Raw genomic sequence first — 13,163 nt, forward strand, 5'->3', positions numbered from 1 at the left:
TACAACACCAGTTGTAATAATAAAAGAACCACAAAACCAATTAAAGAACATATGAAAATAATAAAGAAAATAGGAAAGTGGATTTTGGTTTTACTAGGAGCAATTATTACATTTATTATAATTGTATTACTAATAATACGAATTAATAGTTCTGGAAACCAAGAACCATTTTTAGACAAAAAGGGTAATGTACTTGCAAATAGCATAGCTACACACGAGAATATAACCTTAAATGGAGTGCCACAAAGAATTACCATTAGAGGAAAAGACAAAACCAATCCTGTGTTACTAATAGTTCACGGAGGACCAGGCGCACCAATTTTGCCTGTAGTTTACAAACTCTCAGGAATTGATTTAGAAGATATATTTACAGTATGTTATTGGGAACAAAGAGGCTCTGGACTAGCTTATAATGACAGTATACCAAATTCGTCTATTACCTTAAACCATATAGTAGATGATGGTTTAGAACTTTCGAATTACTTAAAAAAGACTTTTAAAAAAGATAAAATTTACATCGAAGGTTTATCGTGGGGAACTGCGGTAGCAGCTTATATGGTAAAAAAACAACCTGAATTATACCACGCCTATATTGGTAGTGGCCTTATGGCGAATCTATCACTTTCAGAAGAGTTGTCTTACGAGTTTGCAATGTCAGAATCACAAAAACATAATGATACCGTTTCAATCAATCAATTAAAACAAATTGGAAGACCACCTTATGTTAAAAACTCAAAAAACTCAGTAAGTGAAGCCTTTAAAATAGAACGCCAAATTGTAATGAAGTATGCGCCAATAAAACTAGAAACCGACTTTAACTTTATTAAAAGTATGTTTTTAGATAATGGGTTGACGTTTAAAGAAAAATTTACTGATATGATAAATAGTCCAGAATCCTACTACCCTGCAGCTAAAATTTTAGAATCTACTGCTATCAGCATAAATTTAATGCGTGATGTACCAGAATTGAAAGTGCCCGTTTATATATTACAAGGAGACAATGACCATTTTACCGAAACACCTGTAGCAAAGATGTATTTTGATTCTATTATTGCACCATCTAAAAAATGGTTTTTATTTGAAAATGGAACGCACGGTGTACAGGTAGAATATCCAGAAAAATATCGCTCAATATATATCAATGAAATACTAAAAAAATAACAACTAAATGCAACAATGTATTTAAAAATAGCGAAAAACATTACTAACACTAAGATCTGGACATTTAGTAGGTTAACGTTTTTTTAGATTTGACTTTTGTAAAAAAGATAAATTTAAATATACCAAAATAGACATGCAAAAATTAAATAAAACACTTACTATTTTTTTTGCATTAGGGATTGCAATGGTTAGCTTTTGGCGAGCTGCAGCTTCGAGCCAAAACTAGTAATGTAAAGCCCGACCCTTTTCGGGTAATGCCCAAATATTATTACTAAAAACATCTCTAAAAAGCACTTTATTCATTACTTTTAGCATCTAAAATTAGTCACTAAACAACAAATTAAAACACAAACAATATTATGAAAGTAATTGGCATTGGTAAAAACTACGTAAGCGATAAAGCTGAAATTAGCGGATTGAAAAATGATGTGCAGCTTATATTTACAAAACCAGAAACTACTTTAGTTACAGATAATAAAGACGTTGAGTTTCCGTCTATTACCAACCAACTAATTTACGAAGTAGAGCTGGTTGTAAAAATAGGAAAAACGGGGAAAGATATTGCTCTAGAAGATGCAAACTCTTACATATCTGAAATTGGAATTGGTATAGATTATACTGCTAAAGATGTACTTACTGCAAGCAGAGAAAAGAAACAACCATGGGCTTTGGCTAAAGGTTTTGATGGAGCTTCGCCTATTTCCAGCTTTAAACCAGTGTCTGCTTTTCCTGATTTAAATAATATTAATTTCGATTTACTTATTAATGGAGAGCAAAAACAAGTGGGTAACACAAGCTATATTATTTACAATTTTGCAGAAATTATTAGCTTTGTTTCTACTTTTATGACCCTAAAACCTGGCGACTTAATTTTTACAGGAACTCCTGCTGTAGGCGCTGGACAAACGTTTAAAGGCGACCACTTACAAGCATCTATTGAAGGTGAATTATTATTAGATTTTAAAATGATATAAATACATATTTGAGGTTGGTAATTTTTAATAGGCTAAGTACTTTATTTTTATGAAAAACTCGATTGCAGAACGTGTGGCAGACTTTTTAAAACAGTTTCCACCGTTTAATATGATAGAAACTAAAAGCTTATTAAAAATTGCTACTCAAGTTGACATTATTTACCTTGAAAAAGGTGATGCGCTATTTAATAAAGGAGACGGATTTCATGAGCACTTTTATATTGTTAGAAATGGTGCTGTAAACTTATATCACAACACAAATACTGCCAAACATATTGTTGGTATTAATGATGCTGGCGATATTTTTGGAGTAAGACCTCTTATTGCCCAAGAAAACTACAAACTTACTGCTACCGCAAACGAAGAATCTATAATTTATGCTATTCCGGTAGAGATTTTTAAATCGGTTACACATAATAACGTTAAGGTTTACAAATACCTAATTACTGCTTTTGCTAGTAATACTTACGACCCTTATACTGCAGAAGAAAACGGAAAGATTTTTGTTGATTATTTACCAAATACAACACAAGATATTGGCAATTTTCAGACAGCCGACTACACAAAATCGCCTATTACATGTTTAGATAATGTATCGCTAAAAGATGCTGCTTTAAAAATGTGCGAACATAAAATTGGATGTATTATTGTTGTAAATACAGAAAAGCATCCCGTTGGTATTGTTACAAATAGTGATATTAAAAATAAAATTGCGACTGGTAAATTCTCTATAGAAACAGCTGTTACTAATATTATGTCTTCGCCTGTTATTACAGAAAAAAAAGATATTACGGTTGCCAATGCACAATTGGTAATGATACAACATAGTATTGGCCACTTATGCATTACTAGAGATGGCACACCAAACTCTAAATTAATTGGTATTTTAACACACCACGATATTTTAGTAACGCTAGGTAATAGTCCGTCTGTAATTTTAAAAGAAATAAAACGTGCCAAAACCACAAGATCGCTAAGAAAAGCGAGACTTAAAGCCAATACACTATTAAAAAGTTATTTAGAACAAAATATACCAATTTCGCATGTTGTAACCATTATTTCTAAAATTAACGATGCTGTTAATGTGCGTGCTATAGATTTGGGCATAAAAAAAATGAGCACAAAGCCTCCTGTTGCTTTTTCGTGGATGTCTTTAGGTAGCCAAGGCAGAAAGGAACAATTGCTTTTTACAGATCAAGACAACGCGCTTATTTTTGATGATGTTGATGAAACTGATTACAAAAAAACCAAAGATTACTTTTTAGAATTAGCCAGACATGTTACCAAAACCCTGAATAAGGTTGGGTTTGAGTATTGCGAAGCCGATATGATGGCGAGTAATACAGAGTGGTGCAAATCTGTGTCTGAATGGCAAGCCCAATTTAAAGATTGGATTTTTAACCCTAATGAAAAAGCCATTTTACTTTCGTCTATTTTCTTTGATTATAATTACATTTATGGTGATAAATCTCTTGTTGACACGCTAACAGATACCATTTACGAATCTGTAAAAAATACAACAGTATTTTTTAGGTTTTTAGGTAAAGATGCGCTTAAAAGTCCGCCACCTCTAGGCTTTTTTAAACAATTTTTGGTAGAGCAAAATGGCGATCAAAAAGATTTATTTAACATAAAAAGTAAAGCGTTAATGCCATTAATAGATGCAGCTCGTTTATTAACACTAAGTAAGCAAATAAAAGGTGTAAATAGTACTTACGAGCGTTTTGAGAAACTGGCAGAATTAGAACCTAATAATAAAGAATTATTCGACTCTTGTGCCTATGCTTTTAAAGCCTTACTTAAATTTAGAACCAAACAAGGCTTACTGCACGATAACTCTGGTAAATTTATTGAACTAGCCTCTTTAACAAAAGAAGAAAAACTAAAGCTAAGACGCTGCTTTAAACCCATAAACGAAATTCAAGAATCGTTAAAATTTCGTTTCGATTTAAAAAATGTAATGTAAAATGAAGTTTAATTGGTTTCGTAAAAAGAAGAAAAATTACCCCGATTTTTGGTTAGATTACTTGGCTTGTTTTGAAAACGAAACAAAAAACACTATTGAAGCCTCTAGATTTATTGCTTTTGATACCGAAACTACCGGTTTTGATAAAAAACTAGATAGAATACTTTCTATTGGTGCTGTATCGCTAACAAATAAAACCATACATGTAAATAAAAGCTTTGAACTTTATATAAAACAAGATGTTTTTAAGGCTGAAACGGTTAAAATTCATGGGTTAATGAAAACGGGCTCTTTAAAAAAAGTAGAAGAGCTAGAAGCCATTAAGCTCTTTTTAAATTATATAAAGAATGATGTTTTAATTGCACACCATGCCATGTTCGATTATAATATGGTTAATGCCATGTTACAACGCCATGGTTTAGGCAAATTAAAAAATAAGTTTATAGATACTGGATATCTTTACAAAAAATCAAAACATATAATATACCAAGAAAACCTAAAAAACTACTCGCTAGACGAGCTATGTAAAGAGCTAAATGTTAATATGGTAGATAGACATACCGCTAGCGGAGACGCTCTTATTACTGCTATGGTTTTTTTAAAAATATCTTCTAGATTAAGCAAAAAGAACGAACTAAGTTGGAATTATTTAATGAAGTAAATTAAACTTTCTGTTTATTCAACTTCTTTATTTTAAATGCTAAAAGACCAAACAAGGGGCCAAGTGCTAAAAACATATACACATAACTAGAGCTAACAAGATCTATTAGCAATGATGTTATTTGAATACTAATAATACTTATAGCAAAGCCAATACAATTTACTATGGTTATAGCTGTTCCTTTGTTTTTTGCCGATACACTGTTTGCCACAAGTGTAGAAAACATTGGAGAATCTGTAATAACAACCATGCCCCAGAAACACATAAAGATTACAAAAGCAAATACAGATTGCGACCTAAAAAATAAAGGCGAAAGTAAACAACATAAAAAAGAAGCTGCCAAAGCAAAAAGCGCTGTGTTTTTTACACCTTTTTTTTCTGATATGTAACCTCCAACAATACTAGCTATGGTACCCATAGCTATAATAGTAAAAGATAATACAGGTACATTTAATTCTGCAGCAGGATTAGCTGTATTAAAAGAAACTAACATAACAGGAATAAAAGCCCAGAAACCAAAAAGTTCCCACATATGTCCAAAGTATCCAAAAGCAGCTTTTCGTAAATCTGTATTTTTAAAAACAGTTATAAAAGCTTTTACATCTGTTTTTGCAATAGGTTTTCTATAGGGTCCGTTTGGCACTAAAAACTGCATTAAAGCCCCACCTAATAAAGCTAAAATAGATGTTAAAATAAAAACCAACTTCCAAGAAAACGCACTGCTAAATTCGTTTAAAATATGAGGAGATGCAGTGCCTAATACCAAAGCACCAACTAAAAATCCAAGTGCTTTGCCTAAGCCTGCTTCGCTATAATCTGCTGCTATTTTCATGCCCACAGGATAAATACCTGCCAGAAAAAAACCAGTGCCAAAGCGATAAGACAGTAAAGTAGACAATGTATTAAAATCTAGAATACAAGCCAAGTTAAAAAGCGACGCTATAACTGCACTTACAAAAAACACACGCGATGGCGAAAACCGATCTGCAAAATTAAAAATAGCATACACCAAAGTACCAATAATAAAACCAAAGTTAACAGCCGATGTTAAATGCCCTAAAGCATTATGGCTTAAATTAAAATTACTAATTAATTGATTTATAACTGCATTACTTGCAAACCAAAGCGTGGTGCAACAAAACTGAGAAAACACAATAATTATAAGAATTCGTTTATAGGTTTTCATTGCTTGTTATTAAAAGTATGCATCAAAAATATTCATAATTATTGTAATTCAGCATAAAACAAATTACTCTTTATAAAAAGATGTAATACTCTTAACAATTTAACATTATAAATTTAGGTAGCCTTTTTATATTACATAAAACTAACCAACCAATTTCTCTACAATTTTTTTTACAGGCAATATTTCTGTTGTATACTCTATACTAGGCCCAGCTACCCAAACGGTTTTATAAGTTGCCTTGGTTGCTGCATTTTTAGTAGCATTCATACCTATAGAAAAACGAATCATTTTAACCCACTTTTTTAGTTTTCTGTTTTTGTTTAATACAGACTCTAACCAAGTTTGCTTAGTACCAATTTTTTCTACATAAGGGGTTTTTATTACTGTACAAGGTGTGCCAGAAATACGCTCAGTCATCACAATATCTTTTGCTCCATAATCTACACAAGCCTGTTTATACTCGTTGGTAACACCAGCCTCAATAGATGCTATAAACGGACTTCCAACAGAAACTCCTTCTGCCCCATAGCCTAGCATTTTATCTATATCTGCTTTGCAACCTACACCTCCAGCAGAGATTATTGGAATATTACAATTGGCAACCAATTCTTTTATTAAATCTTCTGGCGATTTATCTCCACGATGTCCACCTGCTTGATTATTTACAGCTATGGCTGCATCTGCACCTAAAGCTTCTACCTTTTGTGCAAATTTTAAATCGGTAACATCGCAAAACACTTTAATACCTGCCTTATGGGCTTGATTAATGGTTTCTTCTGGACTACCTAAAGATGTAATAATAAAATCGCAGCCTTCTTGACATATTACAGCTAATTGATCTTTATATTTTAAATTAGATTTGTTAACTATTAAATTAAAACCAAAAGATCCGCCTTCTACTTTGGCTTCTTTTAACTCTTTTAAAGCAGCTCTCAATTCATCTAGAGTTCTGTAATTTAATGCAGGAATACAACCAGCAATACCGCCCTTCATAGCTTCTATAACCATAGAGGTATTAGATACTAAAAACATTGGCGCTTGAATTACAGGATATTTTATATTTAGAATTTGAGTGATTTTAGTCGACATAACAAAGAAAATTTATTTATCAAATATAGTGAATTATACTATGCATGCATAATAAATTTTATAATTGTTGATTAATCCATAAAACGGTAGTAACCACATTTTAAATAAGCACCTTCTGGAAAGCCAATAGGATGATCTGTATCGTGGCCCGTTTTAAGTATTAATTTATAAGGCCTATTTGAGGTGGCTAACGTTTGGCTATTCACATCAAAAAAAGCTTGACTAACTACCCTAGACGAACAAGAAGCCAAAACTAGTAAACCATGTTTTGATGTAAGCTTTACTCCTAATTCTGCGAGTTGTGCATATTTCTTTTTTGCCAATTCCACTTCTGAGGTTTGTTTAGCAAAACTAGGCGGATCTATAACAACAACGTCAAAGGTAATTTTGTTTTTTATTAATTTATTTAATTCCTTAAATGCATCACCCGCTATGGTTTTATGCTTACCTGTATAGCTATTTAGTTTTCCGTTTTGTACAGCAATTTCTAATGCCTGTTTACTAATATCCAAACTAGTTACTTCTTTAGCGTTATTGTATAAAGCATGAACAGAGAATCCGCCAGCATAACTAAATACATCTAACACTGTTTTACCATTACTCCACTCTCCTACTTGTTTTCGGTTAGCACGGTGATCTAAAAAATAACCTGTTTTATGCCCTTTAATAACATTGGCCGAAAAATTTACGTTATGCTCTACAAACTTAACAACTTCGTTTTCTAATGTACCGTAAACCACTTCGCCATTAATTATTTTATGAGCTTTCGAGTTTTCTAAACTACGACTTAACCTCACAACTACAGTTTTAGCTTGCGCAGTTACTTGCAAACTAGGAATTATAGTTTCTAAATAAGGCAACCATATTTCAGAATATATTTTAACAACCAATACTTTAGCATAAACATCGGCAATAAGTCCAGGAAAACCGTCGTTTTCGCCAAAAAGCAAACGGTAACTATTGGTGTTTGTTTTTAATAAACTTTGTCTTTTTTTGTAGGCTTCTTTTATTTTATTTTGAAAAAATGCAGCATTAATCTCTACTTTTTCTGGGCTGCTATGAAGCATTTTAATTCGTATGGGTGAGTTTGCATCATACAAGCCCAAACCTACAACTCTATTTTTATTTTTACCAAAGATAATAGCCAAATCTCCAGATTTTGCATCATCATTTATTTTTGTAATATTATTAGAAAACACCCATGGATGCCCTTGTACTACAAACTGTTCGCCTTTGGAGTTTAACTTAACTGCTAATCGTTTTGGCTTTAAATTTGATTTTATATGTGCTGAAAATGACATGAATAGAATTTGTGCAAAAATACTTGTTTTGATTGAATCCTAATCTGTTAATCTAAAATAATACCCAATTATCAATATAATTTTTCTTTATAAGAATGCAACATCAAAATCAATGTCTTCCTCAACCAATTCTTTACTATTTTTCATATCCTCAATAAATAAATCTATTTGCGATTTAGTAACATTAGGCATACATATTACATGAGATATATCGTCTTCTGTGGCTAACTGCCATTTATTTTTTATAGATTTTGATGTTTTAGGAAAAACGACAGTAATTGCATTAGGATTTCTCCATGCTTTTACACCAATATTATTTAATTGTTTTTCGCAATATTGGGCTACTTCAAGACTGTGCTCAAAACGTTCTTTTAAACCTTTTGTACCTAATGTTTTTAATGCGTACCATAATATTAAAGGTGAATGGCCATTTCTAGATCCTGTAATGGTTGTGTCTAAAGAGCCAATATACGATATCCCTTTAGCTATTCTATCTCTATTAGACCGCTTTGCAACTAATACTCCTGTTGGTATAGGTGAGCCTATAAATTTATGTCCGCTAATAGAAATACTATCTGCGCCATCTTGAAAATCGAAAGGCATTCTTGGCGACATAAACGGACCAAAACTACCAGATAATGCTGCATCGCAATGTATATAATGGTCTTGTACCGCTAAGTTTTTTAAAATGGCTTTTATTTTAGAAACATCGTCTTTAGCTTCTTTCATGGTAGTACCAAAAGTTGCTAATACAATAACTGGTTTATGACGATTCATTCTTACAGTATTTTCAAAATCTTCGTAATCCATTTCTCCATTATCTTGAGATTTTATAATAATACTTGGAATGTTTAATAAATGAATGTTTTTTCGAATGCTATAATGGGTAGATTCAGAATAATACACCATAGCTTTTGGATACAATTCTCTAGCTAAATACAACCCGTATAAATTACTTTCCGACCCTCCATTGGTTACATAGCCCCAATAATCTTTTGGGTTTGCCCTAAAAGCTTTTGCAAAAAAGGCAATAACCTCTTTTTCCATTTGATGTGTTTGTACTTTATATGTTCCGTCTTCAAAAGGATCTCCTAGGTTGTTAATTGGATATTTTAAAAAAGGGTTAATTTCGTCGTAATTAAAATCTTTAGAAACAGGGTAGCCTAAAAAAGTATTACTTGCTTTTTGAAGTTTTTTTTCTAAATCAACTAATAATTCTTTATCGCTTTTTGTTAATTCCATACCTGAAAATTGTATTATAAATTTATGGCAAAGCTATGTTTATAATTTCTTTTATTCTACCATATATCACACCTGATTAAAATAAAACTAGATTAATACATTTATACAGTTTTTAAATCTAACACATAAGTTATTTTAACTATTAAGCAGTTTATTTTTCTAAAATCCATACGTAATTACGAAACAGAATGCCACAAACAATACTGTTAAAAAATATAGTATAAAGCCCTACCTTTGGGTTATGCCATAAAAAAACGCAACCAAATTAACGATTGCGTTTTTATAATTCTATAGTCTTTAGTTTAATTTTTAAGCACCTTTAGCATTTTAGACTTGCTACCAGAATTTAATCTTAGAAGGTAATATCCGTTTGAAAAACTAGATAAATCTACTTCTGTATTTAGTGCATTTGGTGTACGCGTTAATAACACTTTACCTAATACATTATATACTTGTATACTAGTTATTTTACTTTTAGATTTTACACTTAAAATATCTTGCACAGGATTTGGATATATATTAAACAAATTATTTTCTACAATGTTATTAGACAGTGCATTTTCGGTTACTGTTATATTAAAATCGCCACAAGCACTACCTTTACAAGCTATAGGCAATGGCATAACTTGTATATAATAGGTTTCGCCACTGTTTAGAGAACTAATAGTGTTATTACCATTACCACAAAATATTTCTTTGTCTGAAGTGTCATCATTATCTATTGGGCAAGTTATATAAATAGCATACTCTTCATTGGTTACCACATTTACTTCGCCAGATGCTGGGGCTACAAAAGAATACCAATAATCATTAGCTCCAAAACCACAAGAAGGGAAGATTCCTGAATGAGAGCCAGAATTAGCATTACCTGTAGCTGTTACACCAGGAGATAAAGGTGTGGCACCACTACAATTGGCATTAGATTGTGCTAAACTAGTTAATGTTGTAATTAGAAAGAGGGATAATAAAGTAATTTTTTTCATATTGAGAGTTTTTATTTCTGCTAATTTAACTAAATACTTAAAATACTATTCTTACATTTTTATTTTTTTATAAAAAAAAACGCAATCAAATTAATGATTGCGTTTTAATTTTTAGCTTCTGTATTAAAACTTTAAGCCAATTATATAGATCCTTCGACTATGCTCAGGATAAGTAATTTACTTCCTTTTGTTAACAAAATGGAAACTCAACTTACTTCACTTCTTCAAAATCTACGTCTTCCACATTATCTCCTTCAGCTTGAGCAGAATCTCCTGCTGCTGCATCTGGTCCTGGCGCTCCACCTTGTGCTTCTGCCTGTGCTTTGTACATTTCTTCGCTAGCTACTTTCCAAGCTTCGTTTATTTTCTCTAAAGCTGGCTCTATAACAGCGATGTCTTTAGTTTCGAATGCTTTTTTAAGTTCTTCTAAAGCAGCTTCAATTGGCTGTTTTTTATCATCAGATAATTTATCACCAAATTCAGATAATTGTTTTTCCGTTTGGAAAATCATAGAATCTGCCTCGTTTAATTTCTTAGCGTCTTCTGCTGCTTTAGCATCTGCTTCAGCATTTGCTTCAGCATCAGCCTTCATTTGCTCAATTTCTTGCTCTGTTAAACCAGAAGAAGCTTCGATACGAATATCTTGTTTCTTACCAGTTGCTTTATCTTCGGCACTTACTTTAATAATACCATTGGCATCAATATCAAAAGTAACCTCAATTTGTGGTACACCTCTTTGTGCTGGTGGAATATCGCTTAAATGAAAACGACCAATTGTTTTATTGTGTTGTGCCATTGGGCGCTCTCCTTGTAATACATGGATTTCTACCGATGGTTGGTTATCTGCAGCTGTAGAGAATACTTGCGACTTTTTAGTAGGAATCGTTGTATTAGCCTCAATAAGCTTCGTCATAACATTACCCATAGTTTCAATACCAAGAGATAAAGGTGTTACATCTAAAAGTAATACATCTTTAACATCTCCTGTTAAAACACCTCCTTGAATACCAGCTCCTAAAGATACAACCTCGTCTGGGTTAACACCTTTACTTGGTGCTTTTCCAAAAAATGCTTCTACTGCAGCTTGTACAGCAGGAATACGTGTAGAACCACCTACTAAAATAACTTCGTCGATATCAGATTTAGATAAACCTGCTGCTTTTAATGCAGATTGGCAAGGCTCGATAGTACGTTTTACTAAATCGTCAATTAATTGCTCAAATTTAGCTTTAGTTAATGTACGTACTAAGTGTTTTGGTCCGCTAGCAGTAGCTGTAATATAAGGTAAGTTAATTTCTGTTTGCGCAGAAGACGATAATTCAATCTTCGCTTTTTCTGCAGCTTCCTTTAAACGTTGTAAAGACATAGGATCTTGTCTTAAATCCATGTTCTCTTCAGCCTTAAACTCATCAGCTAACCAGTTAATAATTTTCTCATCAACATCATCACCACCTAAGTGTGTATCTCCATCTGTAGATAATACTTCAAATACACCATCTCCTAATTCAAGAATAGATACATCGTGCGTACCTCCACCAAAATCAAATACAACTATTTTTTGGTCTGTACCTTTTTTATCCATACCATAAGCTAAAGCAGCTGCAGTAGGTTCGTTAATAATACGTCTTACTTTTAAACCAGCAATTTCTCCAGCCTCTTTAGTAGCTTGACGTTGTGCATCGTTAAAGTAAGCAGGTACAGTAATTACAGCTTCACTAACATCTGCTCCTAAATAATCTTCAGCAGTTTTCTTCATTTTTTGAAGAATCATTGCACTTAATTCCTGTGGTGTATATAAACGCCCATCAATATCTACACGAGGTGTATCGTTATCACCTTTTACTACTTTATAAGGTACACGTTCTGCTTCGTTTTTAGACTCAGAATATTTGTTACCCATAAAACGTTTAATAGAATAAACTGTTTTTGTTGGGTTAGTTACAGCCTGACGTTTTGCAGGATCTCCAACTTTAATTTCACCGCCTTCTACAAAAGCGATTACAGATGGTGTTGTACGTTTCCCCTCTGCATTTGGAATTACAACTGGCTCGTTACCTTCCATTACAGAAACGCAAGAGTTGGTTGTTCCTAAATCGATTCCAATTATTTTACTCATAATCTTTTTTTTTATTGTTTATATATTTCTGTTTTCTCAGAAACGTTGTGTTCATTTTTAATTTCAGGTTGTATAAGTCAATCTTTATGCCAACTCAAAATATATGTCATAGTGTCATATTTTAATAAAAACAAGAAGTGCAAATTATTCTTAATAGCTATATTTAAAGGCTAAAAGCGTCATAATTTAAATTTACATACCAAAACAATTAAGTAACTGACATTTGTATAGTACAAATTTAATTTTGGGCGCAACCACAAGGGTCAGGCTTTCACTACTCAATCTTTTTGTAAAAAAACAAAAAGGATTTCAAACATACCGTTCAATCCTTTGCGCATAGCTCGCAGCAACATAATAAAGGTGTTGTGTTAAGTGTTTACATCAAAACTTCTGTGGCATTCTAAAAAAAACAAACATTTATATTTAAAACACCATGAAACTTAGCGTAATAAAAACACCTCTATTTTATTCCAATAAATTCACA

10 protein-coding genes are annotated in these 13,163 nt (G+C 32.2%); 4 read left to right on the forward strand and 6 right to left on the reverse strand.

Translation table 11 applies throughout. The features are described from left to right. Window positions 1–51 precede the first annotated feature (51 nt). The 4 genes from ABD715_RS12770 (at window position 52) to ABD715_RS12785 (ending at window position 4,762) form a co-directional block, all read left to right on the forward strand. Window positions 52–1,161 (forward strand): alpha/beta fold hydrolase, encoded by a 1,110-nt coding sequence (locus ABD715_RS12770; protein ID WP_344788648.1) that lies wholly within the window; start codon window positions 52–54, stop codon window positions 1,159–1,161. 359 nt (window positions 1,162–1,520) lie between these two features. After that, a complete protein-coding gene (locus ABD715_RS12775) occupies window positions 1,521–2,135 on the forward strand; it encodes a fumarylacetoacetate hydrolase family protein (RefSeq protein WP_344788649.1) in 615 nt (204 codons plus the stop codon). A gap of 49 nt (window positions 2,136–2,184) precedes the next feature. Then, on the forward strand, window positions 2,185–4,101 hold the full coding sequence (locus tag ABD715_RS12780; protein WP_344788650.1) for a DUF294 nucleotidyltransferase-like domain-containing protein: 1,917 nt from the start codon (window positions 2,185–2,187) through the stop codon (window positions 4,099–4,101). Window position 4,102: 1 nt separating this feature from the next. Further along, window positions 4,103–4,762: a 3'-5' exonuclease gene (locus tag ABD715_RS12785; protein WP_344788651.1), complete on the forward strand. Its 660-nt coding sequence runs from the start codon at window positions 4,103–4,105 to the stop codon at window positions 4,760–4,762. 1 nt (window position 4,763) lies between these two features. On the opposite strand, the gene ABD715_RS12790 is transcribed toward ABD715_RS12785, so the two are convergent. The 6 genes from ABD715_RS12790 to dnaK all read right to left on the reverse strand — a co-directional run bounded on the left by ABD715_RS12790 (window position 4,764) and on the right by dnaK (window position 12,679). Further along, window positions 4,764–5,948: an MFS transporter gene (locus ABD715_RS12790; RefSeq protein ID WP_344788652.1), complete on the reverse strand. Its 1,185-nt coding sequence runs from the start codon at window positions 5,946–5,948 to the stop codon at window positions 4,764–4,766. A 141-nt stretch (window positions 5,949–6,089) separates the two neighbouring features. Continuing rightward, window positions 6,090–7,037, reverse strand: coding sequence for an NAD(P)H-dependent flavin oxidoreductase (locus tag ABD715_RS12795; protein WP_344788653.1), 948 nt, complete (start codon window positions 7,035–7,037; stop codon window positions 6,090–6,092). Between the two features lie 71 nt (window positions 7,038–7,108). Then, window positions 7,109–8,338 carry a class I SAM-dependent rRNA methyltransferase gene (locus ABD715_RS12800; protein ID WP_344788655.1) on the reverse strand — a complete coding sequence of 410 codons (1,230 nt, stop codon included), beginning with the start codon at window positions 8,336–8,338 and terminating at the stop codon, window positions 7,109–7,111. An 87-nt stretch (window positions 8,339–8,425) separates the two neighbouring features. Continuing rightward, window positions 8,426–9,580 (reverse strand): histidine decarboxylase, encoded by a 1,155-nt coding sequence (locus tag ABD715_RS12805; RefSeq protein ID WP_344788656.1) that lies wholly within the window; start codon window positions 9,578–9,580, stop codon window positions 8,426–8,428. A 302-nt stretch (window positions 9,581–9,882) separates the two neighbouring features. Next, window positions 9,883–10,563: a T9SS type A sorting domain-containing protein gene (locus ABD715_RS12810; RefSeq protein WP_344788657.1), complete on the reverse strand. Its 681-nt coding sequence runs from the start codon at window positions 10,561–10,563 to the stop codon at window positions 9,883–9,885. A gap of 211 nt (window positions 10,564–10,774) precedes the next feature. Continuing rightward, window positions 10,775–12,679, reverse strand: a complete 1,905-nt coding sequence (gene dnaK, locus ABD715_RS12815) for a molecular chaperone DnaK (protein WP_344788658.1) — start codon at window positions 12,677–12,679, stop codon at window positions 10,775–10,777. Between the last annotated feature and the right edge of the window lie 484 nt (window positions 12,680–13,163).

Origin of the sequence: Postechiella marina, assembly GCF_039538365.1 — a bacterium.
In the GTDB taxonomy this organism is placed as follows: domain Bacteria; phylum Bacteroidota; class Bacteroidia; order Flavobacteriales; family Flavobacteriaceae; genus Postechiella; species Postechiella marina.

Excerpts from the sequence above, each read along its gene's own strand:
- ABD715_RS12795 (WP_344788653.1), bottom strand. The coding sequence starts at position 7,037 with ATGTCGACTAAAATCACTCAAATTCTAAATATAAAATATCCTGTAATT.
- ABD715_RS12770 (WP_344788648.1), top strand. The coding sequence starts at position 52 with ATGAAAATAATAAAGAAAATAGGAAAGTGGATTTTGGTTTTACTAGGA.
- ABD715_RS12800 (WP_344788655.1), bottom strand. The coding sequence starts at position 8,338 with ATGTCATTTTCAGCACATATAAAATCAAATTTAAAGCCAAAACGATTA.
- ABD715_RS12785 (WP_344788651.1), top strand. The coding sequence starts at position 4,103 with ATGAAGTTTAATTGGTTTCGTAAAAAGAAGAAAAATTACCCCGATTTT.
- dnaK (WP_344788658.1), bottom strand. The coding sequence starts at position 12,679 with ATGAGTAAAATAATTGGAATCGATTTAGGAACAACCAACTCTTGCGTT.
- ABD715_RS12810 (WP_344788657.1), bottom strand. The coding sequence starts at position 10,563 with ATGAAAAAAATTACTTTATTATCCCTCTTTCTAATTACAACATTAACT.
- ABD715_RS12805 (WP_344788656.1), bottom strand. The coding sequence starts at position 9,580 with ATGGAATTAACAAAAAGCGATAAAGAATTATTAGTTGATTTAGAAAAA.
- ABD715_RS12790 (WP_344788652.1), bottom strand. The coding sequence starts at position 5,948 with ATGAAAACCTATAAACGAATTCTTATAATTATTGTGTTTTCTCAGTTT.
- ABD715_RS12780 (WP_344788650.1), top strand. The coding sequence starts at position 2,185 with ATGAAAAACTCGATTGCAGAACGTGTGGCAGACTTTTTAAAACAGTTT.
- ABD715_RS12775 (WP_344788649.1), top strand. The coding sequence starts at position 1,521 with ATGAAAGTAATTGGCATTGGTAAAAACTACGTAAGCGATAAAGCTGAA.